32 protein-coding genes are annotated in these 26,175 nt (G+C 48.0%); 7 read left to right on the forward strand and 25 right to left on the reverse strand.

Annotation, left to right across the window (positions count from 1 at the left end; genetic code table 11):
• Window positions 1-4 precede the first annotated feature (4 nt).
• From ACQ76X_RS01325 to ACQ76X_RS01395, 15 genes are all read right to left on the reverse strand, one after another.
• Window positions 5-568, reverse strand: coding sequence for a hypothetical protein (locus tag ACQ76X_RS01325; RefSeq protein WP_438491047.1), 564 nt, complete (start codon window positions 566-568; stop codon window positions 5-7).
• Entirely contained in the window at window positions 568-1,860 is a 1,293-nt protein-coding gene (locus ACQ76X_RS01330) for a replicative DNA helicase (protein WP_438491048.1), read from the reverse strand. Before ACQ76X_RS01330 ends, ACQ76X_RS01325 begins: the two co-directional genes overlap by 1 nt.
• The gene (locus ACQ76X_RS01335; RefSeq protein WP_438491049.1) at window positions 1,853-2,149 is read right to left on the reverse strand and encodes a hypothetical protein; all 297 of its coding nucleotides are present in this window, start codon (window positions 2,147-2,149) and stop codon (window positions 1,853-1,855) included. Before ACQ76X_RS01335 ends, ACQ76X_RS01330 begins: the two co-directional genes overlap by 8 nt.
• A 5-nt stretch (window positions 2,150-2,154) precedes the next feature.
• Complete coding sequence (locus ACQ76X_RS01340) at window positions 2,155-2,982, reverse strand: hypothetical protein (RefSeq protein WP_438491050.1); 828 nt, start codon at window positions 2,980-2,982, stop codon at window positions 2,155-2,157.
• An 8-nt stretch (window positions 2,983-2,990) separates the two neighbouring features.
• Window positions 2,991-3,287 carry a hypothetical protein gene (locus tag ACQ76X_RS01345; protein ID WP_438491051.1) on the reverse strand — a complete coding sequence of 99 codons (297 nt, stop codon included), beginning with the start codon at window positions 3,285-3,287 and terminating at the stop codon, window positions 2,991-2,993.
• On the reverse strand, window positions 3,284-3,655 hold the full coding sequence (locus ACQ76X_RS01350) for a hypothetical protein (RefSeq protein ID WP_438491052.1): 372 nt from the start codon (window positions 3,653-3,655) through the stop codon (window positions 3,284-3,286). Before ACQ76X_RS01350 ends, ACQ76X_RS01345 begins: the two co-directional genes overlap by 4 nt.
• A complete protein-coding gene (locus ACQ76X_RS01355; protein WP_438491053.1) occupies window positions 3,652-3,951 on the reverse strand; it encodes a hypothetical protein in 300 nt (99 codons plus the stop codon). The genes ACQ76X_RS01350 and ACQ76X_RS01355 overlap by 4 nt, the downstream gene beginning before the upstream one ends.
• Before the next feature lie 99 nt (window positions 3,952-4,050).
• Complete coding sequence (locus tag ACQ76X_RS01360; RefSeq protein ID WP_438491054.1) at window positions 4,051-4,293, reverse strand: hypothetical protein; 243 nt, start codon at window positions 4,291-4,293, stop codon at window positions 4,051-4,053.
• Window positions 4,280-4,573, reverse strand: coding sequence for a hypothetical protein (locus ACQ76X_RS01365; protein WP_438491055.1), 294 nt, complete (start codon window positions 4,571-4,573; stop codon window positions 4,280-4,282). The genes ACQ76X_RS01360 and ACQ76X_RS01365 overlap by 14 nt, the downstream gene beginning before the upstream one ends.
• Window positions 4,570-5,124 carry a hypothetical protein gene (locus ACQ76X_RS01370; protein ID WP_438491056.1) on the reverse strand — a complete coding sequence of 185 codons (555 nt, stop codon included), beginning with the start codon at window positions 5,122-5,124 and terminating at the stop codon, window positions 4,570-4,572. Before ACQ76X_RS01370 ends, ACQ76X_RS01365 begins: the two co-directional genes overlap by 4 nt.
• A 96-nt stretch (window positions 5,125-5,220) precedes the next feature.
• A complete protein-coding gene (locus tag ACQ76X_RS01375) occupies window positions 5,221-6,054 on the reverse strand; it encodes a hypothetical protein (RefSeq protein WP_438491057.1) in 834 nt (277 codons plus the stop codon).
• On the reverse strand, window positions 6,051-6,332 hold the full coding sequence (locus ACQ76X_RS01380) for a helix-turn-helix domain-containing protein (RefSeq protein ID WP_438491058.1): 282 nt from the start codon (window positions 6,330-6,332) through the stop codon (window positions 6,051-6,053). Before ACQ76X_RS01380 ends, ACQ76X_RS01375 begins: the two co-directional genes overlap by 4 nt.
• A complete protein-coding gene (locus ACQ76X_RS01385; protein WP_438491059.1) occupies window positions 6,313-6,468 on the reverse strand; it encodes a hypothetical protein in 156 nt (51 codons plus the stop codon). The genes ACQ76X_RS01380 and ACQ76X_RS01385 overlap by 20 nt, the downstream gene beginning before the upstream one ends.
• 56 nt (window positions 6,469-6,524) lie before the next feature.
• A complete protein-coding gene (locus ACQ76X_RS01390) occupies window positions 6,525-6,755 on the reverse strand; it encodes a helix-turn-helix domain-containing protein (protein ID WP_438491060.1) in 231 nt (76 codons plus the stop codon).
• Between the two features lie 41 nt (window positions 6,756-6,796).
• Window positions 6,797-6,988, reverse strand: a complete 192-nt coding sequence (locus ACQ76X_RS01395; RefSeq protein WP_438491061.1) for a helix-turn-helix transcriptional regulator — start codon at window positions 6,986-6,988, stop codon at window positions 6,797-6,799.
• Window positions 6,989-7,135: 147 nt separating this feature from the next.
• Here ACQ76X_RS01395 and ACQ76X_RS01400 point away from each other — a divergent pair, with 147 nt between their 5' ends.
• From ACQ76X_RS01400 to proC, 7 genes are all read left to right on the forward strand, one after another.
• A complete protein-coding gene (locus ACQ76X_RS01400) occupies window positions 7,136-7,498 on the forward strand; it encodes a helix-turn-helix domain-containing protein (protein ID WP_438491062.1) in 363 nt (120 codons plus the stop codon).
• The gene (locus ACQ76X_RS01405) at window positions 7,476-8,603 is read left to right on the forward strand and encodes an ImmA/IrrE family metallo-endopeptidase (protein ID WP_438491063.1); all 1,128 of its coding nucleotides are present in this window, start codon (window positions 7,476-7,478) and stop codon (window positions 8,601-8,603) included. Before ACQ76X_RS01400 ends, ACQ76X_RS01405 begins: the two co-directional genes overlap by 23 nt.
• An 88-nt stretch (window positions 8,604-8,691) precedes the next feature.
• Window positions 8,692-9,885 carry a site-specific integrase gene (locus tag ACQ76X_RS01410; protein ID WP_438491064.1) on the forward strand — a complete coding sequence of 398 codons (1,194 nt, stop codon included), beginning with the start codon at window positions 8,692-8,694 and terminating at the stop codon, window positions 9,883-9,885.
• Between the two features lie 265 nt (window positions 9,886-10,150).
• The gene (locus tag ACQ76X_RS01415; protein ID WP_076109819.1) at window positions 10,151-11,062 is read left to right on the forward strand and encodes a LysR family transcriptional regulator; all 912 of its coding nucleotides are present in this window, start codon (window positions 10,151-10,153) and stop codon (window positions 11,060-11,062) included.
• A gap of 677 nt (window positions 11,063-11,739) precedes the next feature.
• The gene (gene proB, locus ACQ76X_RS01420; protein ID WP_438491065.1) at window positions 11,740-12,843 is read left to right on the forward strand and encodes a glutamate 5-kinase; all 1,104 of its coding nucleotides are present in this window, start codon (window positions 11,740-11,742) and stop codon (window positions 12,841-12,843) included.
• Between the two features lie 106 nt (window positions 12,844-12,949).
• Window positions 12,950-14,197 carry a glutamate-5-semialdehyde dehydrogenase gene (locus ACQ76X_RS01425; protein ID WP_438491066.1) on the forward strand — a complete coding sequence of 416 codons (1,248 nt, stop codon included), beginning with the start codon at window positions 12,950-12,952 and terminating at the stop codon, window positions 14,195-14,197.
• 27 nt (window positions 14,198-14,224) lie between these two features.
• Window positions 14,225-15,091, forward strand: a complete 867-nt coding sequence (gene proC / locus ACQ76X_RS01430) for a pyrroline-5-carboxylate reductase (protein ID WP_038594385.1) — start codon at window positions 14,225-14,227, stop codon at window positions 15,089-15,091.
• Between the two features lie 175 nt (window positions 15,092-15,266).
• Here the strand turns inward: proC and ACQ76X_RS01435 are convergent, their stop codons facing one another.
• The 10 genes from ACQ76X_RS01435 to ACQ76X_RS01480 form a co-directional block, all read right to left on the reverse strand.
• The gene (locus ACQ76X_RS01435; RefSeq protein WP_438491067.1) at window positions 15,267-16,031 is read right to left on the reverse strand and encodes a DnaD domain protein; all 765 of its coding nucleotides are present in this window, start codon (window positions 16,029-16,031) and stop codon (window positions 15,267-15,269) included.
• 21 nt (window positions 16,032-16,052) lie between these two features.
• Window positions 16,053-17,348 (reverse strand): asparagine--tRNA ligase, encoded by a 1,296-nt coding sequence (gene asnS, locus ACQ76X_RS01440; RefSeq protein ID WP_438491068.1) that lies wholly within the window; start codon window positions 17,346-17,348, stop codon window positions 16,053-16,055.
• A 21-nt stretch (window positions 17,349-17,369) separates the two neighbouring features.
• The gene (locus tag ACQ76X_RS01445; protein WP_438491069.1) at window positions 17,370-18,578 is read right to left on the reverse strand and encodes an acetate/propionate family kinase; all 1,209 of its coding nucleotides are present in this window, start codon (window positions 18,576-18,578) and stop codon (window positions 17,370-17,372) included.
• Window positions 18,575-19,447 carry a 3-hydroxyacyl-CoA dehydrogenase family protein gene (locus tag ACQ76X_RS01450; RefSeq protein ID WP_438491070.1) on the reverse strand — a complete coding sequence of 291 codons (873 nt, stop codon included), beginning with the start codon at window positions 19,445-19,447 and terminating at the stop codon, window positions 18,575-18,577. The genes ACQ76X_RS01445 and ACQ76X_RS01450 overlap by 4 nt, the downstream gene beginning before the upstream one ends.
• 132 nt (window positions 19,448-19,579) lie before the next feature.
• Window positions 19,580-21,082: an AAA family ATPase gene (locus ACQ76X_RS01455; protein ID WP_438491071.1), complete on the reverse strand. Its 1,503-nt coding sequence runs from the start codon at window positions 21,080-21,082 to the stop codon at window positions 19,580-19,582.
• Entirely contained in the window at window positions 21,075-21,617 is a 543-nt protein-coding gene (locus ACQ76X_RS01460) for a hypothetical protein (RefSeq protein ID WP_438491072.1), read from the reverse strand. Before ACQ76X_RS01460 ends, ACQ76X_RS01455 begins: the two co-directional genes overlap by 8 nt.
• A 464-nt stretch (window positions 21,618-22,081) precedes the next feature.
• Window positions 22,082-23,152 carry a hypothetical protein gene (locus ACQ76X_RS01465; protein ID WP_438491073.1) on the reverse strand — a complete coding sequence of 357 codons (1,071 nt, stop codon included), beginning with the start codon at window positions 23,150-23,152 and terminating at the stop codon, window positions 22,082-22,084.
• Between the two features lie 422 nt (window positions 23,153-23,574).
• Entirely contained in the window at window positions 23,575-24,093 is a 519-nt protein-coding gene (locus tag ACQ76X_RS01470; protein WP_076109825.1) for a cell wall elongation regulator TseB-like domain-containing protein, read from the reverse strand.
• Between the two features lie 58 nt (window positions 24,094-24,151).
• Entirely contained in the window at window positions 24,152-25,453 is a 1,302-nt protein-coding gene (locus tag ACQ76X_RS01475) for an amidohydrolase (protein WP_438491074.1), read from the reverse strand.
• Window positions 25,440-26,132: a redox-sensing transcriptional repressor Rex gene (locus tag ACQ76X_RS01480; protein ID WP_438491588.1), complete on the reverse strand. Its 693-nt coding sequence runs from the start codon at window positions 26,130-26,132 to the stop codon at window positions 25,440-25,442. The genes ACQ76X_RS01475 and ACQ76X_RS01480 overlap by 14 nt, the downstream gene beginning before the upstream one ends.
• Window positions 26,133-26,175 lie beyond the last annotated feature (43 nt).

Below are 26,175 nucleotides of genomic sequence, written 5' to 3' on the forward strand. Positions count from 1 at the left end.
GCGGTTAGCCTCCTTGTTTTTGAAGCTCGTTATATTTGTCCCATAGGGTTTGATAGAGTCGTTTGTATTCAGGTAGCCGGGTATCATCCGGGGCCATATCATCTAGAACGTCCGCTGCTTTGAGTATACGAGCACTGAGCTGGTCAATTTCGCTTAGGTGCGACGTCGCATCTTTTGGCAAAGTGTGCAAAGTTGTGCTGTTTGATTCACTATCCCTCAGCAGAGCTTCCAGCGCCTCCGTGTAGCCCTTCAAGTTACTCCGGTCCATATCTGTTAGGCTCGTCTCTTCCTGAAGCTGTTGTGCCGCTCTCAACATCTCCAGAGCAGCGGTAAAGTCTTCTTCTGTGCGGATTTCTCGCACCGGAAGCCGTTCGCTCTTTACCAGGTAATCAAAATCGTTATTACTGAGCGGATCAATGACGCCGTCTAAATGATCAATGACAAAGTCCTCATAAGCTTCTGAGAAAACCCCGCCCTTTACAGCGATTCGTGTTGCTTCCAGAATCAGCGTCTTATACTGCTGCCGGTACTCCCTCTCCCGCCGCACCCGCTCCTCTGGGCTCCGCATCACCGCACCTCAGTCATGTACATGAGCTTCTTGTTAAAACTCACGAACAACTCTTTGCCCTTTTGACCGCGCCGCGCCTTTGCTGTGTTGATAATGTGGGTCGCGCCTCTCGGTGCACGTTCGCGGGTTTCCTTGTCAAGTGGTTCCAGCTTCATGAACCCGTCTGCCTCGTTTGCCATAGCCTTGGCACCTTGTAGGGTACCATCCTCGTTGAGCTGGGCCAGCAGGATCACGCATGCGTCCACTTCAGCAGCCAGCCTTTTGCACTCCTTGGCAACGTCTACAAGGATTTGATCATCCCTGCGATTCTTATTGCTCTTTGCCAACTCCATCCGGCCAATATAGTCAATGATAATTAAGTCTGGATTGCCGAACTGCGTTTTGAACTGTCGGGCAAGACCGCGGCTCCGCTCAGGCGTTAGTGTCGGAAGGTGGGAAATGTATATCCGGGATTGTGAGTATCGTTCAAATGCCCGCCGGACCGCTGCTCGATCCCAACTATCCAACGTTCCGCCGTCAATATCCTCGAAGTTTTTCTCTGATAATTGAGAGGCGAAGCGGAATACCATTTCGTTTTCACTCATTTCGGTGTTCTGGTAAAACGTTCGGTAATTTTGGTGAACACTGGCGTGACGGGCAATATTCTGAGCCAGCGCCGTTTTTCCGTCCCCAGTACGGGCAGATACGATAATCAGATCCCCACCGCGTAACCCACGGAACAATTCATCCATCCCCGGAAAACCGTCGATTGCTGGCATTCCCCCAGTAGGAACCTCTCTGGAAAGTCGAATGCCGTGGATGCTTTGTCCACTATTCACGCGCCGTTCGAATTCCTCCAGCGCATTATTCCCTGCTTCTTCCGGCGTGACAATCCGCTCTATTCCCTCAACCGCATTCACCTTCATGATTCTCTGTTCGACGATTTCAGTAATTTCCTTCAATGGACGACCACTTTCCGCAATCTTGTATATTTCCTGAGCGGCGACCTGATAGGTTCGTCTTACAAACAAGTCGTGCAGCTTGTCGAGCCAATAACTGAATCCACTCTCAGAAGCTTCAGCATTTTTCAGCGCTATGAGTTTATCTGGATTGATTTTGTCGCGAAGCTGTCTATAAATCATGTTCCAAGATGGCAGTGCGTGATCAGCTCGACCTGCGATCTCCGCAAATATGATTTGATGCTCTTCATCGTCGAAGTGATCCACCGTAGCCACTGACAAACCCTCATACAGCATCTTTTCTCCTGCCAGCATCCCAGCAAGCACGTTCTGCTCCGTTTCGAAGTCATTCACGTTGTTCTCCCCCTCGTAAATCTGCCGGAGGTTTTACCGGAACAATATCATCTGGGTTGAAATCGGCCTGCCAGCGGCTGATCAGATCGGCCGGAAGCGGAATGAAGCGACTTTCCTCGAAATGTTGAAGCAGATATTTCTCTGCCTCTTGGAAAGTCATTTTCTTGCCAAGGATTCGCTGCCAGTTTGCTGCGGTTGTTTTTGAAGGCTGGTAGGAAGGGACGAAATCCCGAATGATCACGATCAGCATCCCAGCTTCTTTTTCTGTCATTTTCATGTTGCCTGCCACATTGCTCACTCCTCTTTCAGGGAATCAAGATAGGCATCAGAGTCCCAAGCTTGTTTTCCTCCCACGCGGCCCCCTTTGAGCTGCTGGAGCTTCCTTGCTGCCTCAGCCTCTGTGCTCTTGCGAATAATGCCAAAGGTGTACACTTCTGGAGCGCTCCGTTTATCCTCCATGCTCATATGCTGAAGCATGGCGTATTCGGCTTGCACCGGACTGTACTTGGAAAAGTAAGTGAGGATTTTGAGGATGATGCTATCTGCTATCTTTTTGCTGCTCCGGGTCTCCCGAATGAAGTCCAGGTATTGATCTATGATTTTCAAAAGTTCCGAAGGATACCGGGAGCGGAAATTTTCGATTTCGGCGGATAAATCTTTCTTCTCTTCTTTCTCTACATTCTTCTCTTTCTTTACTTTCTTGTTTGTGGTCATTTGTTGGTCATTTGATGGTCTTTTGATGGTCATTTCTTGGTCATTAGATTCATCATCAGACTGATAAAACTCCCAATTATCAACGGTTACAATGCTATATTTGTTGGTCTTATTGATGGTCAGGAACCCCCTACTTTCCAAGTGTTCAAGCCATCTAAAAACGGTTTTCTCTCCCTTGACTTTATCCCTCTCTTTTAAGCCCCTATTGTACAGCTCCAAAATGTCAAATCTCCCAGTTACAAACTGGCCGGGTTGGAGCAAAACAGTCTGCCGACCGATAGTTTGTTCTCGCTCCTTGTAGCTGGCCTCCAGCAAACAGATTGACCATAGACGATAAAGCTGCATATCGTTAAAAATCGGATTATCCAATATTTTACGATGCAGCTTTATCCATCCTTTCCCTGCCATACTCCCACCTACTCTTTTTGTCTGTTAACTCCCACTTCCCCAAATACAGCCTGCAGAAAGGATGCTTCCGCTTCTTTCCCCTCAAGAACGCGCCAGGTTAATTGCACAGCAATATCTTTAACAACAACGGGTCCGATGATTGGGTATAATCCTCTGAGCTTTTCGATAAAGGTATCTAAGTCAGTTTCAAAATTTGACCAATCAAAGCCCAAATGGTGGCAATACCCCTCATAATCTGAATCTGGTCGGCGATCCCCCCAAATCTTGCAAATTATTGGACTGATTTCAACAGTTTGCTGACTCATCCCCGCACCTCCCGATCCCAGCCGTAAGAGGTATTGTGCTCCGGATTGATGTGCCAATCTGCCCAGGCGCCGCCCTCAGTCGTTACACTCGCCCAAATAAACGGTTTATGAGTGCCTATCGTGAAATTAAAGCCGACTTCCAGCGTCTCCCCGTAGCGCACGTATTCTTCCCACACCACTGCCCGCGCTACAGGCAACAGAAGCTCCCACACGCGTTCCCGGTCTTCAGGGTTGCGGTGGTTCACATCTTCTTCAAGAGAAGCCAGCAAGGCGCTTACGCCGCCCAAACGCAGTACATCACGGAAGGCTTGTTTCAACCAATTGGCAGGTGTTACAGGCTGGTTGTGTATACGTGTGGCTGTGCTCATACAGCAGCACCTTCTTTCTCTGCTCTGGTTGCGGCCGCAAATTCGGCATACTGGTGTTCAAGCTGGCAGGCTTCAATGAATCGGCCCTGCAAGGACGATACATGGCACAAATGGGCAAACATATCGTTCTTATTGCCCTGAAGGTCTTGGAGCTTTGATTCTGCCGCAGCCAGCTCAGAACCCAGGTCACGGATCTGCTGTTCTAGAAAGATTTCATATGCTTTGACGCGGCGCTGCTGCCGGCGCTTTTCATTGGAGGGAAGACGGTAAAATAATTTGCGAATGAATGATATCATGAATACACGCTCCTAATTATTGGGAGCTACTTGACGCAAACAAATGTATGACTGTATAATTACGCCAAGTAGCTCCTATATGATTGAATTTCAGTCGTCTTAACGCGTACTCGCCAAAGTTGCCGCGTTGAGGCGATTTTGCTTTTCTTGCTTCAATTCATTTAAAGCTGCTCCCACAAGATCATTTTCAAAATCATCGATCTTTATTAGAACATCACCAAGGACTTCTCTCATCTCATCATTTGATATCTGTCGATTATCATTTAGATAGTGTAAAGCCAGACCAATGTCTGCTTTAATCCCAGCGATGTGGAATAAATCCCCGTAATCAACGCGCCGCATTTGCTTCAATCTCCTTCATCAAGGCATTTTGTCTTTTCTTATCCCGGTTATCCAAGAATATTTGCGTAAAATAATCTTCAAAATCAATTACTTCCGCAAGAAGTTCCCCGGTTTTCTCTCCTGCTTCTTCCAAACGAAAACTACCGTCGTTTTCGAGTGAATATAGAAGATCAACCAGTTTTGATTTAATGCTTGCAACGAAAGTGAAGTGATTGAAGTCTCTCGAACCCAATGACTTTCCCGTCTCCTCTTCGGCTACAGGTTGTGTGGTATTATTCATTGCAAGTTCCCCTGCCCTTCCTGCATGATCTTCAGCATATAATCGGCGAAAGCAGCGAAGATCCGGGTAGTGGCTTCCATGTGGTCATATTCCCCCGCTTTCAAGCCGGCGCAAATTGACAGTGTTGCATAATACATATCTCCGTCAGTCTTTATCTGAGGAAGGGGATCTTCAGGCTCTGTTCTGTAATTACGCGCTTCTGCTGCACCCATAATAGACAGGCCGGAACTGCAAAACCAAATTGCATAACTATCGCTTGCAATCAATACGTCGATCTGATGATTCGTAATATCCTTAGAAAAACTTACTTTTCCCAGTTCAAAACAAAATTCCGCTTCTCCCAGGCGAACGATAATGCTGTCGCCGTCAACCTCACCAGAGTTAGCTTCGAGATATTCTGCAAATACGTACTGATTTGAACTAGCCATGATCGAATCAGACGTTTCATACAACTTCATTTCAACAGAGCATGTTGCCCCAAATTTACGAATCGTGTTGAATAAGTGAATGACTTCTCCTGCTGTAGACTCCTGCATTTGAGTAACTGACATATTAATTCACTCCCTTGGATTGTCTTTTAAGATTACGAACGATGATTGCATGTTGCTGGGGCTTGTGGAACCAAATACGGGCCAAGTGCTCAAGGGTCATATCAGCAACCCGACCTTTTTTAGCAAGTCTGGAAATCGGTCCGGGAAATAATGAGGAGCCGTTTCACGTGGGCTGTTTGGGCTAACGATGTTTTTGCCGTATTCAAGTCCTGCGTCCGTCAACGACTTAAACTCTTTTATGCCGGATTTTTTGGATGGTCGTTCTAAAATCTCAAGCAACCCATGGTGTATCATGAGATTGTTGAATCTTTCAGTAGATATTCCCGCGCCGTTCACTTGAAGTAGTGAAGTCGCCGATCGTGTTAACGGTTCGTCCGCATACGCTGGAATTGGAACATTCAGGCCATGCTGCTTGTTAAAATCTCCTAGCAGCTTTAGCCGGCCACTGTCAGGCAGGCGGAGCATATCAGCTGCAATTTCCAACATGTAGGCCTCTTTCTTAAAATGAATTAAGTCCGGGTCAACTGTGCGCGCACGCCGCGTAGCCTCTGCCTCTGTATCCAACAAATGATCCCGCAAGGATCGAGCCACCATACTATCCCGCAAAAGCATGCCAACCCTCAGGATTGCGCGGCGCGGGATTACAGTGAAGGAACGAACCATTTTTCCAATTATTGCCTTCTCCTTAAAGAAGATCAGTTCATCGCCGCTCAGGACTTTCAAACCATCAGACTCCAATTCTTGACGATTATCAAAAATCAGGCTGTCAATGGTTTTTCTTGAAACCTCGTAAAATTTTGCCGCCATTTCTACAGACACGCACTCATTGTCAGGCAGCAGTTTAAGTGCCTTTACCTTGTTCAGTGCATCCACACGGCCAGCGTATGAATCTCGTAAACTCACACTTTCGATTAGCACATCACTATTCATTGTGTTGCTCCCTTCTGTCTCGCCCGTTGTTCTTGCTCTCTGTATCCCAGCACTTCCTCTTCCGAAATGTGTCCTGCCTTGATCATCATGCCAAGATAGGAACAGTTGAAAATTGCAGATAGTTTTCGGAGCATATCAGGATTAGGCACCCCTCGCTTTCCGGTTTCAACCATCGTAATGTAAGAGGCAACAACTCCAGCTCTTTCAGCAACTTCTTTTGAGTTCATCCCCTTTGATCTTCGCAACATGCGAAGATACTCACCGAATGAATGGTCCATAGGCCGCCTCCATCCGTTCCGCAGCCAGATCATACAGCGGAGGCTTCCCCAGCACGCGCCGGGCTTCGTTAATCAGAATCTTGCCCCGGTATAACATTCGTTCAATCTGCTGGCTCTGTTCTTGGATGCTGTTCATGGATTCTCCTTTCCTGTGTATAAACTGTGAATATGTGGTTATGATGGCTAACAGGTTTATTTCCAGCCTGGACAATTCACTTTCTCCTGTTGCTCCATCCACCGATCCAGCGTCTCAATCCGGAAAAGAATCTTACCGTTTTTGGAACCGGCTTTCCCACTTCGGTAAAAGGGGATCTGACCCTGCTGGCAGAGTGTTCGAATTGTATCCACGGACATTCCGGTGTAATGAGCTGCTTCTGTTACAGAAAGGCGTTTCTGATTGAGAACTTCGGCAAGGCTTAGCACTAAAGTAACCTCCTCACTATTAAATTACACGTTTCGCGTACTTAATGTTCAAAAAAAATAGTCCAATCAAATTTCAGAATCTCACCTATCCTCTTCGCAGCAGGTACCGATGGTGTTCTTTCACCCTGCTCATAGCTGGCATAAGTGGTTCTAGCAATTGAGGCACCCTCAGCAACTGATTCCTGCGTTTTCCCCAACGAAACCCGCTTTTGCAACAACCATTCACGCTTCAAGATATCACCTCCAAATCAAATGACGCGTTTCGTGTATCCAAAGATTACTATACGTTTTGTGTACAGTCAAGAAAAACTTTACACATATCGTGTAATATTGTATACTACACTTACAGTGTAGTTTCCCAGATGAATGGAGGATATAAATTGTTTTCATCCAGGTTATTCGAGTTAAGAAAGAACTCCCATCTTACCCAGAATGAAATATCAAAAAAATTAGGTATTGCCCGAACCACTTATGCCAGTTATGAGCAAGGAAACAGAGAACCTGATTTACAAACATTAGAAAAGATTGCTGATTACTTCGATGTCGATGCAGATTTTCTATTAGGTAGAAGTGATGAACGTAAAAAAGAGTTAGAATCTGGAGTGACTGAAGGATCCAACTACCACAAGCTTCAACGCTTTGCTAAAAGATTTTCTGAACATGATCTCGAAAAAGCTGTCAAAATTCTGGACGCAGCATTTGAAGATGCATTTTCTGAAAATGATGATGATGATGATCTTTAAACCTAATTACAAAAAAGCAGAGCTAGCCGCTAATGCAATACTACTCGGCAGCAAAACGAAAGAGTTTCCAATTAAGGTAAAACAAATTGCAAAAAAGTTTACCAATCTACGTATCAGGTCCTATTCTTGGTTTGCCAAAAAGCAAAGCATGTCTATACAAGAAGTTTGTGAGTTTGCGGAAAGCGAAGAAGGTTGTTGTTACTATAACGAAGCAAAAAAGGATTATTTGATACTATACAATGATTTAGTGCAAACGCCTGGTAGAGTCCGTTGGACACTAGCCCATGAACTTGGCCATTATGTATTAAAGCACAATGAAATTAGTGATCGTACAACTTTAGGAAGAAGCTCTTTATCTAAAAGTGAATATGACGTTCTTGAGAAAGAAGCAAATTGCTTTGCGCGTTCTTTACTTGCTCCACCAAGTATTTTATTTGCTATGAGGACTTTTAATGCTTTTGACTTGAGTTATTGGTTTGGTCTGTCTACTGAAGCAGCTGCTAATACTCTTAGGTTCTTCAGGAAAGGAATCGAACAAGGAGTTAAATTCAACCCTTTAGACAAAGTTTATCTGCTCTTCAAAGAAGCAATACATAATAAAAACAATGAACATTTTTGTATGAAATGCTCAAATTCCTTTGTCCTGACTAATCCTATTTATTGTCCTGTATGTGGATCTAAAAGAATATTTAAAAGGGGGAAAAAAGTCGTGAAATATGAAGGATATCCACTTGATGAACAAGGAAAAGCACTTATCTGCCCTAGATGTAATAACGAAGATATTCATTCCAAAGGAGAGTATTGTCCTGTATGCGGCTTAATGCTCGTTAATCGTTGCACTGGTTATAAATTTATTGACTCGAGTTATGAAGATGAATCTGTTCCATGCGGCACAATTGTTCCTGGCTATGCGAGATGCTGCCACATTTGTGGTTGTTCAACAACTTATTATGAGAGCGGGATTCTACCTGCCTGGGACGAAAAGGGAAGTCACTCGCTGCCCAATCACACAAGTACATCCAGATTGGTAATTGTACCAAATCGCGAGACAAAAGCGGTTAACTCTAATTATGGTCAAATTTCGGAAGAGGATTTGCCATTCTAACGGGTGGAATAAAATAATTTTTATACATTAAGGAGGTGGTGTAAGGGAAAAATAAACAATAGGATCAATTTGAGAGGAGGAACACACCATGCCATCTTATGAGCACCGAGGAAAAAGCTCTTACCGTCTCACTGTAGAAACAGAAGCTGACATTAATCAGGTTAGAGGCCGGGAACGCAAGACTGTTAAGGTACCCGAAGGACTTACAGCGAAGAAGCAAAAAGAGTGGCTGGATGCTGAGTGGTACAAGTTCAAGGCTGAGATTGAAGCCGGCGCTTATATTGCCCCCGACAAAATGATCTTCTCAGCTTTCGTCGAAGAGTGGAAAACAAAATTCGCCAAGGGCAAATATGCTCCGAAGACAGAAGAACTTAATGATTTTCTTCTGGATAATTTAATCCTTCCCTTCATCGGGCACATAAAGTTATGTGATTTTACCACAATGCGCCTTGTAAGTTATTTCAGTGAGATTCCTAAACCGGAGTTCAGGAAGAGTAAAAAGAAGGAGCAACTTGCCCAATCAACATTAATTTCCCTACATCGATTACTTAAGAATATTTTTAGTGTGGCAGTCACATGGAAAGCAATTCCCGTTTCCCCTATGAATGGACTCAAGTACCCGAAGCCAAAGAAAACCAAGGCAAATTGTTACAACAAAAGGGAAGCGCAGCAATTGACTACTCTGCTCGATAAAGAGGCATTTGCTTTTAAAGTGATTATTATTTTGGCCATAACTACTGGATTGCGCAGAGGAGAAATTGCGGGGCTTGAATGGCGACATGTAAATTTGGACAAAAGAACCATTACAATTGAGCAGCAGATGGTTTACACCAAAAAAACTGGCCATACCATAACAGACCCAAAAACAGATGATGCCAGTCGTACAGTTTCCATTCCACAGCTTGTTGTGGACTTACTGAAAGAATTACGTAAACATAGCATTCGTGAGCGCGATAGATTGGGTAGCGAGTGGAAAGGTGATGATCGGTTACATGTTTTTACTACTTCGACTGGTTCCCCCTACCGATCAACTTACATCACTAACCGATGGATTGAGTTCGTTAAGGAAAGCGGGCTGCGTTACATTAAGTTTCACGAATTAAGACATACAAGCGCCTCTCTTCTAATCAACAGCGGCGTACATTCTAAAATTGTCTCTGAACGGCTGGGACACTCTGATATCAGTATTACAATGAACACCTACGCCCATGTATTTGAAGAAGCTGAGCATGCAGCTGCAGAAATTTTCGATACAATTCTGAACAAAGAAGAGAGCAAATAATATCCGTCCCCAAACCGTCCCCATTCATAAATTCGACAACTCCAAACCCTTGATGCAAAAGGGGTTTGACTTACATAGTTTCTATAGAACTGATAGGTTAGGCCTATAAGCTAATGATTTGACCGGACAAGGAAATAGCACATCATGTACTTTCGCGGAGTATTGTAGAATACACCTTCTTCTGGCCAGGTCACCCAACCTATATTAAGCTGACTTACTATAGGTTATACTTATAAGCAATCATGTTCATTCAAGGAGCTTACTAATGGAACTAAGACAATTACAGTATGCACTGCAAATCGCGGCGGAACGGAACTTCTCCCGTGCTGCGGATAAACTGCATATCGCCCAGCCCTCGCTCAGCCAGCAGCTGTCCAAGCTGGAGAAAGAGCTTGGGGTCATGCTGTTTCAGCGCAATACAAGCTCGGTAGAGCTTACCCATGCCGGGCATAAGTTTGTGGAGCAGGCAGGAGCGATTATCGACGCCGTGGAGCTGCTGCGCCAGGAAATGTCTGATATTTCCCAGCTTCGTACGGGAAGTGTAGTGGTAGGCAGTATGCCGATCACCGGAGCACATCTGCTGCCCCATGTACTCCCTGTGTTCAAGCGGAAATATGCCGATGTGGAAATTACACTGCTTGAGGATTCTTCAATGAATCTTGAGAAACTGACTGCAAGCGGCCAGACTGATCTCAGCCTGCTTTCCCTCCCGCTGGAAATCCCCACTCTTGCTTACGAGGTGCTTGGTGAAGAACGGATTGATCTCGCCGTGCCGCCGGAGCATCCTTTGGCTTCCCGAAGCACAAAGGGTACACGCACCTCTCTCGAAGAATTAAAGGATGAGCCGTTCATCGTGCTTAAAGAAGGCCAGGGGTTCCGCAAAATGACGGTGGAGCTATGCCGCGAAGCCGGATTTGAGCCGCGCATTGTGTTTGAAAGCAACAATATGGAGACGGTTCAATCCCTCGTAGCTACCGGAATGGGCGTTACACTCGTGCCACACTTTATCGCCCGTGCCCCGCGCAGCGAATTTGTGCCCGTCTATCTGCCGCTGGCCGAACCTGTGCCAAGCCGCACCCTGGTGATCGCGTACCGCAGGGGCCGCTATTTGTCCAAAGCCGCGGAAGCCTTCATTGGCACTTTCAAAGCAACCGTTGCCGGTCTGGCGGATGAGTAGTACAGAACGAAATGATTTTTGTGCCCCTTGTAATTAGAAATGCGCTTTCGGCTCCGGCAAAGGAAACGAAAGGGCATTTTTTGTATTCAAGTATGAATAAGATCCTATCTTCAAGTCAGCTCAATACGAGCCACCCGCTATTTTCGCAAATTATATTGGGTTATCAAACGGTTCTGATCATCCGTCATACGGGCTGTGCTCTCATTGACCGGTCTCTTTGTTCTGGAATCACCGGCTTTTTCCTCTACAAATTCCCGAATGGCCTGATTCTGAAATTCTCCCGGAGGATAAACATAATATTTGGAACTCCCGCTATTCCCGAAAAATATTAGTTCGTTCTCCCTTTGCAAACCGCACTTTACCGTGGTATTCTAAATGTCAAATAGTGAAACGTGCAGACGGGACCAGTAAGAAAATGTCTCTATCCGCGAGCAGAGAGTAAATTCCGGCAGGCTGAGAGAATTTACCGCGGTTGTCATTTCTGAATCCTACCCCCGAGCGGCCTGCCCCTGCAGGACGGAAACTCCCGTTATGAGAATGAAGTCGGATGAACCCTCATCAATGAAGGTGGTACCGCGGAAGTAATCAATGCTTTCGTCCTTTGCTAAGTCTTAGGATGGGGGCTTTTTGTCGTTTTCTGAGTTATCTTTATTATTTTGCGAAGGAAGTGAAGAACAATGACGACACGAATCGTAGTCAAAATCGGCAGCAGCTCACTTACCGGTCCGGAGGGCGGGTTGAACCGCTCCGCCGTGGCCTTCTTCGCTGCCGAGATTGCCGCACTCCGGCAGGGTGGCTGCGAGGTCCTGCTAGTAACCTCCGGCGCTGTGGCGGCCGGATTCCGCGGCATCGGCTACCCGTCCCGTCCGAAGCTTCTGCATGAGAAGCAGGCAGCGGCGGCGGTTGGACAGGTCCTGCTGATGCAGGCGTACCAGGAAGCCTTCGCGCAGCATGAAATACCAACTGCACAGATCCTGCTGACCCGCACCGATTTCTGCAGCAGGCGGGCGATGAACAACGCCGTAATGACGGTGGAAGAGCTGCTCCGCCAGGGTGCGGTACCGGTATTTAACGAGAACGATACCGTATCTGTCGACGAGCTGAAATTCGGCGACAACGACACTCTCTCCGCTCTGGTTGCCAACCTCCTGAAGGCAACACGTCTGCTGGTCCTCACGGATATGGATGGATTATACAGTGGAGACCCGCGCAAGCATCCCGATGCCGTTCGTTACCGGCAAGTGGAGGAAATTACGCCGGAGATTTATGCTATCGCCGGCGGTGCAGGTTCAAGTGTAGGGACAGGCGGAATGCGCTCGAAGATTGATGCCGCCAAGATTGCAACCCGCGGCGGAGTGCCGGTATTTATCGGCAGAGCCACCGAACCCGGCGATCTGGAGCTGGCAGCAACAGGCGACGGCAAAGGTACGTATTTTGCCACCACGCTCTCTTCTCTGCCCGTCAAAAAACAGTGGCTCGGCTTCATGTCCACTCCGCTCGGTTCCCTCTATGTGGACGACGGAGCCGTTGAAGCACTGCTCCACGGGGGCCACAGTCTGCTTCCTGTAGGGGTCAAGCGGATCGAAGGAAGCTTCCACTCCGGCGACGTTGTAGAAGTACTCGGTCCAGACGCCATGCTGCTGGGACGGGGCATTGTGAATTATGATGACGCCCAGCTCCGCAGCATTCAAGGGCTCCCCAGCCGTGAGATTGTGCCGAAGCTGGGCGAAGTGCACCGGCTTGAAGTCATCCACCGTGATGAATGGATTACTTTACGGTAACGTCCGGGTTGATGATTGATCCTAAGCAAGTCAACAATATGTTGATTCAGACTTAATAAAAGACGTTTCTGAACGCTTAGCTAATAAAACTTTAGGAGGAACGGATATGAGTGAAGTCGTGAATAAAGCCTCATTGGCCAAAGAAACTACCGGTGTACTGGCAAGCCTGACTACCGGTCAAAAAAATGAAGCGCTGCTTGTAATGGCGGAGGCCCTCCGCCGCGAAGCTCAAGCCATAATTGCCGCTAACGGCGAAGATCTGGAACGCGGCCGGCTGGCCGGCACTCCAGAGTCCATGCTTGACCGGCTGGCCCTTGATGTCGGACGGATCAACAGCATCGCAGAAGGTCTGCAGCAAATCGCCGTGCTGCCCGATCCTATCGGCGACACGCTGGAAACCATCAACCGTCCGAACGGTCTCTCCATTGAGAAAATCCGCGTACCTCTCGGCGTGATAGGGATTATATACGAAGCACGTCCCAATGTTACCGTGGATGCGGCCGGTCTCTGCCTTAAGACAGGCAATGCCGTAGTTCTGCGGGGCGGCTCTTCTGCCCTGTCCTCGAACCGCAAAATTGTTGAAGTGCTGCATGCCGCCTTGGCCCAAACCGCGGTGCCGCCTGGTGCACTGCAGCTGATTGAGGACCCAAACCGTTCCTCCGTCGATGAGATACTCAAACTTAACGGGCTGCTGGATGTCATTATCCCGCGCGGCGGAAGTTCCTTGATCCAGAATGTTGTGCTCAACGCTACTGTTCCGGTAATTGAAACAGGTGCGGGTATATGCCATACTTATCTCGACGCAAGCACCCGTCCTGATATGGCAGAGCAAATCAGCCTGAACGCCAAAGCCCAGCGCCCGTCCGTATGCAATTCCATGGAGACGCTGCTCGTTCATCGCGACTATGCCGTACAATATTTACCTTCCCTTGCGGAATCCTTCCGCACAGCTTCTGTAGAATTACGCGGTTGTGCGGAAACGGTTGCCCTTGTACCTTGGGCACTGCCGGTTACTGCGGAGGATTATGCGACAGAATACAATGATTATATTCTTAACGTCCGGATAGTCAACGGACTGGATGAAGCGCTGCGGCATATTGCCGAGTTCAGCACCAAACATTCCGAGTGTATTGTAACCGAAGATACTGAACATGCAGCCCGCTTCCTGCAGGAAGTGGATGCAGCAGCTGTATACCATAATGCTTCGACCCGTTTCACAGACGGCTTTGAATTTGGATTTGGCGCCGAAATCGGAATTAGCACCCAGAAGCTGCACGCCCGCGGCCCGATGGGTCTGCCCGCGCTCACTTCATGCAAATATAAAATATATGGCTCCGGCCAAATCCGGAGTTAGTACAAAGAACAAGGGGGACTTTTAGCCATGTGTCAGCAACCCGCAATTCCATTAATCAATCATAAAATTGTTTTTTATGGCGCAGGCTCAATGTCAGAAGCAATTGTACGGGGCATGATTGCCCGCAATGTCATTGATTCCAACAATATCGTTATGCTGAACCGCAGCAGCAACGAGCGTTTGGCTGAGCTGCGCAGCCGTTATGGCGTACTTGGCTGCAATGATCCGGAACAAAAAATGGAACATCTGCGGACGGCTCCAGTCATTGTCCTGGCGATGAAGCCCAAGGACGCTGCCGAAGCGCTGCGCGTATTAGGACCTGTGCTCTCACCGGATCAGCTGGTGATCTCCGTAATTGCCGGTCTGACCGTCCGCACGATTCATGGCCTGTTGGGCACCCCTCAGCCTGTTGTGCGTACGATGCCCAACACTTCCAGTTCCATTGGCCTTGGGGCGACGGGAATTGTGTATTCCAAAGAAGTTAATGAAGAAGGACGCCGTACGGCGCTCAACATCTTTGAATCCGTTGGTATTACGGCTGTGATTGAGGAAGAACGGATGGAAACCTTAACCGGAATTTCCGGCAGCGGTCCGGCTTATATCTATTACATGATGGAAGCGATGATCGCTGCCGGCATCCGCGGCGGACTTCCACCGCAGCAAAGCACTGAGCTGACCGTGCAGACTGTCCTCGGCGCTGCGCGCATGGTGCAGCAGACGGGTGAGGAACCGGCAGCACTGCGTAAGAAGGTCACTTCGCCAAACGGCTCAACGCAAGCAGCCATTGAGGTGCTCGAAAAGGCCGATTTCTTCGAATCGGTCATAGCCGCAGTTAACCGCTGCGCAGAACGCTCACGCGAGATGGGTGTTGCGCTGGAGAAGGAACTGTCCTAAACTCCTATCTCTTCAAGTCAGGATCGCACAGAAGCCCGCGCTACTTCCTCACGGAATTGGCGCGGGCTTCTTATTATTCAGCTTCTTCGAAACTTATCCACGCTTCGATTGTTGCAAACAACAAAAAGAACCCTGCTGCTTTATTCCCAGCAACAGGGTTCTTCCGTTTGTGCCGCTATCTTCCACCACTGCGGAACTTCTGTGTATAGTTCTTAACATCCTCGGCGTTTTTCACCCGGTTGCGGGCCCATTCCAGCAAGATGCGGTCAATATAGCGGAAATGAACCTTCCCGGCGAATACCGATTCCTTTAATGCAAGCAGAATCAGCTCTTCCGGGTACCGGTCCTGATCCACCCAGCCGGAGATTGTTTCACATTCCATCGGAGAGAGTGGACGGCCGAATTCCTTTTCGAAGATACTGAACAGACTGCGGCTCTCCTCAGCGGCCTTGCCGGGTACAGCGACAGCCGTTCTGCCGTATCCCCCGTCCAGAACGGGGAAACCGGTAGTAAAGCGGGCTGCCTCCCGTGAAGGAGCCGTGCCAGCGTGCTTATCCTCTGAAGCCTCTTTCGCAGCCTCAGCCAGATAAGCACCCAGCTTGTTATACATTCCAGAGAAGTTGTAGCGCTCATAATGGATATCTCTCAGCTCATCATTATCTTCGTCGATGCTGATAAACCCTTCCTTCATGAGCTTCTGCAGTTCTCCCGCTATGACAGCGATACTTCGGCCTGTTACAGCCTGCAGTTCCTCCAGCGAAGGGAAGTCAATGCCCTCCACCTGCCGGAACGACAGAAGGTGAATCAGCAGCATCGCCTCACTGCCGCTGAGATTCAGCTTCCGGTAATGCTTCAAGAGTGCATAAGGAATGATGGCCATTCCGTTCTGAAGACCAGCAGCCATTCCTTCGCCCCATGTACTCCATCCTTTGCCGTCCATGCACCAGCCCCCTTTGTGCCCTTACGGGTAGAGACGGTACAGCGTACGAGGGAACGGTATCGTTTCTCGCACATGATCTAGACCACAAATCCAGGCCACTGTGCGTTCGAGTCCAAGACCGAAGCCGGAGTGCGGCACTGAACCGTAGGTGCGCAGATCCATGTACCATTTATAGCTATCCATCGAAAGATTATGTTCTTTAAAACGTTCCTCCAGCAGTGCCGGATCGTCGATCCGCTGCGATCCGCCGATAATTTCCCCGTAACCTTCCGGAGCAATCATATCCGCACAGAGTACAACTTCAGGACGCTCAGGATGCGGCTTCATGTAGAAAGCCTTGAACGAAGCCGGATAATGCGTAATGAAGACAGGTTTGTCATTGGCTTCAGCAATTGCTGTTTCATGCGGTGCACCAAAATCGTCGCCCCAGGCAATTTCATGACCATTATCGTTCAGGAACTTAATCGCATCATCATAAGTAATACGCGGGAACGGCGCTTTGATATTCTCCAGCTTGGAGACATCGCGTCCTACCGCTTCCAGCTCAGCACGGCAGTTGGTCAGTACCGATTGTACGATAAAGCTGATGAATTCTTCCTGAACTTTCAGACTTTCTTCGTGATCCGTGAAAGCCATCTCCGGCTCGATCATCCAGAACTCGATCAAGTGGCGGCGGGTCTTTGATTTCTCAGCACGGAAGGTAGGACCGAAGGAATACACGCGGCCCAGCGCCATTGCTGCAGCTTCCATGTAGAGCTGGCCACTCTGCGTCAAATAGGCATCCTCATCAAAGTATTTCGTGTGGAACAGGTTGGTGGTGCCCTCAGCCGATGTCGGTGTCAGAATCGGCGGATCCACCTTTGTGAACCCGTTCTGATTGAAGAACTGCTGAATAGCACGGATAATCTCTGCACGGATCACCAGTACGGCCCGCTGCTTTGCGGAGCGGAGCCAGAGATGACGATGATCCATCAGGAAATCGATGCCATGCTCCTTCGGTGTGATCGGGTAGTTCTCGGTAAGATGCAGAACCTCGATGCCCGTTACGGTCATCTCATATCCCGATTGAGAGCGCGGCTCTTCGCGGATAATGCCAGTCACATACAAGGAACTTTCCTGGGTAAGGCTTTTGGCATCATCCCAGACCTGCTCAGGCACTTCGGATTTTACTACAACACCCTGGATATACCCTGTACCATCCCGGAGCTGCAGGAATTGAATTTTACCGCTGGAGCGCTTGTTGTTTACCCAACAGCCGATAACAACACTCTCTCCGACATGTTCATTAACGCGTTTAATTACACTCTTGTTTGCCATGCCTACGATCTCTCCTCTAGTTTAGCCGTTAACCTCTTGCACAATACGATAGGTATCGCGTGCAATAACAAGCTCTTCGTTCGTCGGTACTATAAGCACCTGCACCTTGGAATCAACTGTAGAGATGCGGCGCGGATCACCGGAACGAACCTTATTGGCTTCTGTATCCAGTTCGATTCCGAGGAACGTAAGCTGATTCAGCACTTTTTCGCGCAACAGGGATGCATTCTCACCCACGCCGGCAGTGAATACGATAACATCCACACCGTTCATGGCTGCTGCGTAAGAACCGATGTATTTGCGCAGACGGTATTCATACATTTCAAAAGCAAGCGTAGAGTTAGGCTCGCCTTTTTCTGCACCATCAATAATATCACGCATGTCACTGCTGATGCCAGAAATAGCCAGCAATCCACTATGTTTGTTGAGCATGGAATTCACTTCGCCTACGGACAGCTCTTCCTTGTTCATAACATAAGGAACGATTGCCGGGTCAAGATCCCCACTGCGTGTTCCCATCATCAGACCTTCCAGTGGTGTCATCCCCATGGAAGTATCAATAGAGACTCCGCCTTTAACCGCAGTAACACTGGCACCATTACCGATGTGACAAGTAATAATCTTCAGATCCTCGAGCGGACGGTCGAGATATTCCGCTGCAGCTTTGCTGACAAAATCATGCGAGGTGCCGTGTGCTCCGTAGCGGCGGACTTTGTATTTGTTGTAAAGCACTCTTGGGATAGCGTACATATAAGCCTTCTCAGGCATTGTTTGGTGGAAAGCTGTATCAAACACAACAACCTGCGGAACGCCGGGCATATTCTTCTCTGTAGCCGTAATCCCCATCACAGCAGCCGGATTGTGCAGTGGAGCAAGGTCGAACAATTGACGGATCTTCGACTTGGCATCGCCATCAACCAATGAGGATTCCTTGAAGAATTCTCCCCCGTGAACTACACGGTGGCCTACGGCATTAATTTCTTCGATCGAACTGATTACGCCATGCTCGCTGTCTGTCAGGCAAGCCAGAACCTTGCGGATGGCGGTATTGTGTTCCAGAATTTCACTGACTTCAGTGACTTCCGGTTTGCCTGTTGGCTTATGGTTCAGAATGGAAGAATCCATCCCGATGCGTTCTACCAGCCCTTTGGCCAATACAGATTCATCTGTCATATTATACAGCTGATATTTCAAAGAAGAACTTCCTGAGTTAATTACTAATACGTTCATACACGGTCACCATCCTTGTCATACTTGAAGAAGCCTTCGCCCGATTTCATGCCCAGTTGTCCCGCACGCACCATCTTCTTAAGAATAGTCGATGGTCGGTATTTCAGTTCCCCATACTCGCGGAACATGTTCTCCAGTGCGGCAAGAATCGAATCCAGACCGAAACGGTCAGCCATTTCAAGCGGTCCATGCTGGAACTGATAACCGATGCGCATTGCGTCGTCAATATCCTCTGGGGAAGCGACACCTTCCTGCAGAACATGCATAGCTTCGTTAATGAACAAGCAAATGAGGCGCGAAGTAACAAATCCTGGGGATTCATAAATCATTACGCCTTTTTTCTCAACGACTTCGTCAACAAAAGCTTTGGTATCTTCAAAGGTACTATCGGATGTCTTCAGTCCACGTACAATCTCCACAAGATCCACCTTACCTACCGGATGTATGAAATGCATGCCGATTACGCGTTCCGGGTACATTGTAGAGCTTGCAAGCTCCGTCAAGCTGAGCGTTGACGTGTTGCTGGCAAGAATAATGTGGCTCGGACACACTTGGTCAAGCTGATTAAATACTTTTTGCTTGGCTTCCAGGTCTTCCGTAATTGTTTCGATGACCATATCACACGAGCTGAGCTCGGCGAAATGTGTCACTTTTTGGATGCGGCTAAGAATCAGCTTCTTTTCTGCTTGGGTAATCGCCCATTTCTCCAATTGCTTATCAAGACTTGTCTCGATCATTTCGTAGGAGTATTCCAGTCTTTCCGTGTTTTTCTCCACCAGCATAACATCAAGACCCTTGGCTGCCAGCATTTCAGCAATCCCTTGTCCCATTGTGCCACCGCCGATGACACCTATTTTTTTAAAATTCATGAAAAAGTCTCCATCCTTTCAGGTATCTATACTTTTGTATTGTACCTTTTCTGTCGTAAAAAATATGTAGCCCGACATATAATAATATCTTAGCATGTCTGAAAAGTAAAAAAAAATAACCGGCATAAAGAATTATGCCGGTAAAAGGACACTGTCACGAAATTGACAACGAAATTGCTCTCCGGAGAGGACTTCTTCCTTCATTAAAATGTCAAGAGAGTAATCAAATACATTTCTTTGCTTCTGGAGCAGGTCCCGGGTACGAACCATGAGCTCATCCAGAATCTTGCTATTTTCCTTCATCAGCTCTTCTGTAGTTACCATTTCCAGGTTGGCGATCCCAAGTGACGTGAGTCCCGACTTCATCATGGTCTCGACAATATTCAGCGCCTGATCGAAATCGCCGCGTGAACCTGTGCTGCGGCCCCCATAATACATCTCCTCGGAAGCTGCTCCGCCAAGCGCGATCATAATCTGATTCTCCAGATAATCCTTGGTATACAAATACTGCTCGATTTGCGGGTTGTGACGCACATAACCAAGTGCTTGTCCACGCGGAGTCAAGGTAACTTGGCTGACGCTGCCCGGACGCAGCAGCTCCGCCATAATAGCATGTCCAAGCTCATGGATGGCCACCCGCTGTTTCTCTTCATGATTGGTTTCGCGGTCAGTCTTCTCGCCCATCATCACCTTGTCGATCGCCATCGCCAGATGGCGCTGCTCGACTTCGGTCAGATTCTCGCGCATCATATAAATCGCCGCTTCGTTCATGACGCTCTCCAGCTGCGCACCGGAGAAACCGTAGGCTTCCTCGGCGATCTTGTCTAAATTCACCTCAGCATGCAGAGGCTTATTCTTGGCATGCAAATCGAGGATTGATTTGCGGCCCTTCTTGTCAGGCATATCCACCTGGATATGACGGTCAAAGCGGCCGGGACGCAGCAGCGCTGAATCCAGCATTTCCTTGCGGTTTGTTGCTGCAACAAGTAGAATGCGCGGCGTATCATTGTTATAGATCCCGTCCATCTCGGTCAGAAGCTGATTAAGCGTCTGATCGTATTCACGCTGCTGGCCGCCTTCGCGTTTGCCGCCGATAACATCAATTTCATCAATAAAGATAATGGCGCTTTGCTTATTCTCTTTCTCTGCACGGGTCCGGGCATCCTTGAACAAGTCACGGACACGTCCGGCACCGACACCGACGTACATTTCGACGAATTCACTGCCTGAAGCGGCAACGAAAACGGAATTGGTATAATGGGCCGCAGCCTTGGCCATCAGCGTTTTACCGGTTCCCGGAGGGCCTGTAAGCAAGATCCCTTTAAGCGGACGAATCCCGAACTTGCTGATTTCTTCATGCCGGATCAGGAAATCAAGCGCTTCCCGCAACTCCTGCTTCGCGTTATCCTGACCGCCGATTTCTTCAAACGTAAGTTTGGAAGGGCCATTCTTCTTGCGTTTCTTGTCCCCGCCCGCATTCACTGTCAACCCGCCGCGCAAATGGGCGATCACCAGGAGTGCACAAACCATACCAGCTGCTATGATTACAGGAATAATGTTAATGCCCACAAAAGCCATAAATATCAGCAGGACCGGAACAAATCCGGCTATAATCTCTTTCCACCACTTAGGCATTGTTCCACACTCCCATCGTTGCCGCTGCACGCGGTAAAATGATGAACTTGCTCTCTTCACCGTTGCTCAGGCTTACATAGACGTTGTTGTCATCAATTTCAGTTGTTGCTGTTACATTCTTGTATTCCTTGAATTGCTCTTTCAATCCATCTAGTTTAGCAGGTATTAGTGTATACTTTTTGCTTTCCATTGCTTCTGCGACTGAGAACATCGCTTTATCCCAATATTCGTCCAGCAGTTCACTGGAGTGCTGATCAACATCCAGCTTAAGCGCCCGTCCATTAATAGCGGACTTGCCTTCAGTGTTCACATATTGCACCAGCTCGCGCAATTTCGTACCAGGTTTCAAATCCAGTTTCAAGGTTACCTCATTGCGGTTAATAGTAATATGTGAATGATTAACACCTTCATAAGCCGATACTATCTTATCAAGCGGCTCATGGACCGCAAATTGACGATAAGCATAAAAGCTGCCAAAGAGCAGTGCAGCAGACAACAGAGACGTTAGCAGTACAGGCACAAGACGCAATTTCAAGAAACGTCCTCCTCTCAAGTTGACCAAACCTAAATATATGAATTGCAATAAATAGCGTGTCTAGCGCTCATCCGAGACTGACATGCTCTTAAGCATGTCTTAATACAAATAGAAGTATATCACAGGTGTATATACGATTTCGCACGAAAGTGTGAATATATTTAAAATTTTTGATACTAATTTCTGGGCATTCCCTTCTATTCTTGCTCCTTTATCGGCAAAAAGGGCCTGAATGATTAATCCATTCAGGCCCTTTTCTATTCTACTGATGTATTAATTTCTCCTGACATCGATATTGCTATTTGTATATACTTCTTTATGTACTCCTTTTCATCAATAAACACCCACAGCATCCATAAATCCGGCGGCAAATGAAAGGACAGCTGCCAAGCCAACTGCTAGAGAAACCACATACACCGTTAACGTTAAAGAATCCATGCCCTTCCCCCATCATCAACTAATTATTATCTACTGCTTGTTACATTTTTTACAATTTTTTCGCCTTGCAAGAGTTCAGCCAGTGTGTAATATCTTGCACCCATGGCGTTCTTCTCCGATTTGGGACGATGCTGCAGCAGAATAAGGTCAGTCCGGCTAAGATCATAGAATCGGTACATTTCGCCTGGATGATTAAATCCATAGCCCCCCTGAATTCTCTCCGTTATGTAAGTCTTGATTCTGGCAGCCAGCTCATGCTGAATCCCCTCAAGAACCGCATCCAGCGATGGAGTGAATGGATCAAGAACCACGATATCATCAATTTTGTACAGGCAATGCATTTCTCCGCCCCCGCCGGAACGAAAAGTGATAAACAATGGTGTTTTGTAAATATACCCTTTTGCACTGTTCGGACAAGCGTGAATACAATGTTTATAAGTCAGCTCATGCGTTTTACCAGCCGAAACGGATAATACCTCTACCTCATAATACTTCATGCCCTTCGCCACCCCATGAATAAAATCAATATATTGCTTGGCAATGATGGTATCTTCGCCCGATTTTTTCTCACTTCTAATCATCTCATTGATCAGTTCGACGATATCTGTCCATTGCAGACTTAAAAATTGATAACCAGTATCATGAATCAGCTTGTATTTAGTTAAGGTGACGCCATAGACTGGCACATCCGCATCATGGGGAAAATTGTTCGGATCCAAATAGGCGGCAAGCTGGCTGCACACTTCCTGAGCTTTTGCATACAGCCCTGCGCTCTTTGCTTCGATCACAATAACCAGTTTTTTGCGGTTTCCCTGGAACAAGGACAACGTAATATCGCGCCTTATTTTATTTGCTCCTGCCGCAAGCATTTCTGCATCCACCTGAACAAAATCATAATCCTCTTTGAAAGCCGGAGTGTCTCCGGGGTTCCGGCGGTTTAACTCTTTTAGCAGCAACCGGATCAACTTGGGATACCTTGAAAAAAGGTAGGCAAGCCCTTTCGTTTGTTTGGTCTCCGTATCCCCGTTTATCAAATCAAAAAAGGTAGAATGGTAGTCCGTTCTGCCCTCCTGGTAAAGCCTCATCATCGTTTTCAAACGTATCTCTCCACCTGTTCAAGGAACATGTAATTTAATCCTCAGAATCACTGTTTCATTCCAATGATAATATAAATTTCACAAAATGTCAGAGTTATCCTTTATAAAAAACCGCCTTAAACTCAACTTTCTTGATCCAGTTTCAGAATTTTCATAAGATTTACCGATCCGGCATAGAACGCAACTGCGGTGAATGTTTGGACTTCCGGCCGCTGTTGTCTACAGATTTCTTGATTTATACCGCTATTTGCGGTTGAAATCCGTAGACAAAGGCGGTCGCTATCGCTCCTACAGTTCCAAACTTCCCCTCCGCTGCTTTTGCCTCTAGGTAGTTCTTTAGTTCAACTTATTAGCATATTATGCAAAAAAAGCGGACAAGCGCTGTCCGCCTTGTCCGCTTTTTTTGTTATTGCACCCTGCCTCTACTTGCTCGGCAAAGTATATCCATCACCGATTGCTGTACCATCCGCAAAACGGAAGAACTTGTAATAATAACGTCCTTCCTGCTTGTAAAAAAGCTGCCAGGCGTATTCTCCATTATATACACCCGGAAGCAGCCGTTTAATATCGATGCCGGGCAGCTGGGAGGCTATAATGGAGCGGATTTGCTTCTCCGAGGTTCCTTTGGCCAGCTCTTCCGCATAAACTCCGTTATCGCCCCCGGCCGGCTTGCCGTCCACGGTGAACCGTACCCACACCATTAGATCCGTACCGGCTTTATTTTTCCCGGTCAGCACCCAGTACACCGAATTTTCGTCCCATACCGATTTCTGCGCCTTGGATATCTCAGTAAGTCCCGCCCGGGTCTTGGCAACTTCTTTGGCCGCGCTGCGTTCATTCCATTGGTCCTTCATGATATAGGCATAAAATTGGCTTAGACCGAACAGAATGAGCAGAAACAGAGCGATCCCCAGCAGAAGCCATTTTTTCCTTTTCCTCAAAATGCAGCTTCCTTTCCTTAATATATGAAACGTCATAAAGTCAACTGCGGCAGTCGAATTAACGCTTCAGCAGCCCTTCAAAAGTTTCTTGCGCCTTGCGGCGGATTTCTTCCTCGTCCAGTGTCAGGCACTGACCATGCTTCACAACCTGCTTGCCGTTCACCCAGACATGCTCGACATCCTTGGCGCTGGCCGAATACACGGCGTGGGAGAGCAAGTCGCTATGCGGCAGTAGATGAGGCTGGTCGATATCAATTGCAATAAAATCAGCCTTCATCCCTGCTGAAAGGCGGCCCACCTGGTTCAGGAAGATTGATTCCGCCCCGTATTGCGTGGCCATCAGCAGCGCTTCCGGTGCCGGAACTGCGGTAGGATCGCCGCTGACTCCCTTATGGATCAGTGCTGCAAGCCGCATTTCCTCGAACATATCGAGATTATTGTTGCTTGCCGCCCCGTCCGTACCCAGTGAAACTTTGACTCCGGCTCTCAGCAGCTCAGGCACCCGTGCAACACCGCTGGCCAGCTTCAGGTTGCTGCCCGGGTTATGGGACACACCCACCTTGTGGCGGGCGAGGATTTCGATCTCCTCATCGTTCAGGTGGACACCATGGGCGATTAAGGACGGGCGGGTGAACATCCCCAGCTTCTCCAGGTGCGCTACAGGACGCAGGCCGTAATCAGCGGCATTCTGCTCCACTTCACGCAGCGTTTCCGACATATGCGTATGCATCGGCAGGTCCAGGTCATGTGCAGCCTGCACAAACCGCATGAAAAAGTCCGGAGGACAAGTATACGGGGCATGCGGTGAAATCATGGTTGTAATTCTGCCGTCAGCCTTGCCGTGCCAGTTGCGGGCGAACGCAACAGCTTCCGCAAGCTTCTGGTTCTGCACCTCTTCAGGACACAGACCAATAACACCGCGCATCAGCACCGCACGGATGCCGGAGTGTTCGACCACTTCGGCCACCCGGTCCATATGATCATACATATCCAAAAAGGTGGTTGTGCCGCCTTTCAGCATCTCCAGAACGGATAAGGAAGTGCCCCAGTAGACATCATCTCCGGTAAACTTCTCCTCCATTGGCCACATTTTCTCCTGCAGCCAGGCTTGAAGGACCATATCATCCCCGTAGCCGCGCAGCAGCGACATCGCAGCATGACCATGGGTGTTGACCAGACCCGGCATGAACAGCAGCCGGCTGCCGTCGAGCGTCACTGTGCCTTCTTCAATAACGGGCTTCTCTTCCCCTATGTATGTGATCAAATCATTTTCTATAGTCATATAACCGCTCAAGACAGGCTTCTCGCTTCCGGGAACCAGAAAACGTCCGTTTGCAATTACCATCTTATTGCTGCTCATCTGTAATTCCTTCCTTTCCATCATGTAAATAATACGCCAGACTTTGCAGGTCAGTCGTAAAGTCGGCAGCATGAATCCGGATGGTTGCAGGTGTCTTCAGAATGACCGGTGCAAAATTCAGGATCGCCTCGATGCCCGATTCTACCAGAATATCAGCCACATTCTGTGCTTCGCTGTCCGGTACAGTAATGATCCCGATCCGGATTCCCTGATCGCGGATGGTCTGACCCAGCTCCTCCATCGGCTGTACCGTAAGAGAGTTGATATTTTGTCCAATCTTGGGAGCGTAAGAATCAAATACAGCAGTGATTTTCATGGTATCCTTCAGATAAGCATTGTAATTGGACAAGGCATGACCGAGGTTACCGGCACCTACCAGGGCCACATTGATTTGTTGATCCAGCTTCAGAATGTGACGGATCTTTTCGATGAGATAAGACACGTCATATCCAATGCCTTTTCTGCCGAAATCACCAAAATAGGCCAGATCCTTACGAATCTGCGCCGGATTAAGGTCCAGCTTCTGCCCGAGTTCCTGAGAAGAAACGGTTGAGATTTCACGCTTTTGGAGATCGTTCAGGAAACGCAGGTACACTGGGAGTCTGCGAACGACGGCCTCCGATATTTTATCCGATTTCATATTTTCTCCTCCTAATTTAGAATTGCACTGACGCGATATCGTATGACAACCACGTGCAGTGCCCGCTCCGCGAACGGGACAC

The sequence above is a fragment of the Paenibacillus sp. IHBB 3054 genome, assembly GCF_051594305.1.
In the GTDB taxonomy this organism is placed as follows: domain Bacteria; phylum Bacillota; class Bacilli; order Paenibacillales; family Paenibacillaceae; genus Paenibacillus_AQ.

Coding starts and splice junctions, on each gene's coding strand:
- proB (WP_438491065.1), top strand. CDS start 11,740: ATGACGACACGAATCGTAGTCAAAATCGGCAGCAGCTCACTTACCGGT.
- ACQ76X_RS01425 (WP_438491066.1), top strand. CDS start 12,950: ATGAGTGAAGTCGTGAATAAAGCCTCATTGGCCAAAGAAACTACCGGT.
- ACQ76X_RS01345 (WP_438491051.1), bottom strand. CDS start 3,287: ATGAGTCAGCAAACTGTTGAAATCAGTCCAATAATTTGCAAGATTTGG.
- ACQ76X_RS01435 (WP_438491067.1), bottom strand. CDS start 16,031: ATGGACGGCAAAGGATGGAGTACATGGGGCGAAGGAATGGCTGCTGGT.
- asnS (WP_438491068.1), bottom strand. CDS start 17,348: ATGGCAAACAAGAGTGTAATTAAACGCGTTAATGAACATGTCGGAGAG.
- ACQ76X_RS01325 (WP_438491047.1), bottom strand. CDS start 568: ATGCGGAGCCCAGAGGAGCGGGTGCGGCGGGAGAGGGAGTACCGGCAG.
- ACQ76X_RS01380 (WP_438491058.1), bottom strand. CDS start 6,332: ATGGACCATTCATTCGGTGAGTATCTTCGCATGTTGCGAAGATCAAAG.
- ACQ76X_RS01450 (WP_438491070.1), bottom strand. CDS start 19,447: ATGAATTTTAAAAAAATAGGTGTCATCGGCGGTGGCACAATGGGACAA.
- ACQ76X_RS01355 (WP_438491053.1), bottom strand. CDS start 3,951: ATGATATCATTCATTCGCAAATTATTTTACCGTCTTCCCTCCAATGAA.
- ACQ76X_RS01415 (WP_076109819.1), top strand. CDS start 10,151: ATGGAACTAAGACAATTACAGTATGCACTGCAAATCGCGGCGGAACGG.
- ACQ76X_RS01445 (WP_438491069.1), bottom strand. CDS start 18,578: ATGAACGTATTAGTAATTAACTCAGGAAGTTCTTCTTTGAAATATCAG.
- ACQ76X_RS01360 (WP_438491054.1), bottom strand. CDS start 4,293: ATGCGGCGCGTTGATTACGGGGATTTATTCCACATCGCTGGGATTAAA.
- ACQ76X_RS01405 (WP_438491063.1), top strand. CDS start 7,476: ATGATGATGATGATGATCTTTAAACCTAATTACAAAAAAGCAGAGCTA.
- ACQ76X_RS01375 (WP_438491057.1), bottom strand. CDS start 6,054: ATGAATAGTGATGTGCTAATCGAAAGTGTGAGTTTACGAGATTCATAC.
- ACQ76X_RS01475 (WP_438491074.1), bottom strand. CDS start 25,453: ATGAGCAGCAATAAGATGGTAATTGCAAACGGACGTTTTCTGGTTCCC.
- ACQ76X_RS01340 (WP_438491050.1), bottom strand. CDS start 2,982: ATGGCAGGGAAAGGATGGATAAAGCTGCATCGTAAAATATTGGATAAT.
- ACQ76X_RS01365 (WP_438491055.1), bottom strand. CDS start 4,573: ATGAATAATACCACACAACCTGTAGCCGAAGAGGAGACGGGAAAGTCA.
- ACQ76X_RS01350 (WP_438491052.1), bottom strand. CDS start 3,655: ATGAGCACAGCCACACGTATACACAACCAGCCTGTAACACCTGCCAAT.
- ACQ76X_RS01385 (WP_438491059.1), bottom strand. CDS start 6,468: ATGAACAGCATCCAAGAACAGAGCCAGCAGATTGAACGAATGTTATAC.
- ACQ76X_RS01410 (WP_438491064.1), top strand. CDS start 8,692: ATGCCATCTTATGAGCACCGAGGAAAAAGCTCTTACCGTCTCACTGTA.
- ACQ76X_RS01455 (WP_438491071.1), bottom strand. CDS start 21,082: ATGCCTAAGTGGTGGAAAGAGATTATAGCCGGATTTGTTCCGGTCCTG.
- ACQ76X_RS01370 (WP_438491056.1), bottom strand. CDS start 5,124: ATGTCAGTTACTCAAATGCAGGAGTCTACAGCAGGAGAAGTCATTCAC.
- proC (WP_038594385.1), top strand. CDS start 14,225: ATGTGTCAGCAACCCGCAATTCCATTAATCAATCATAAAATTGTTTTT.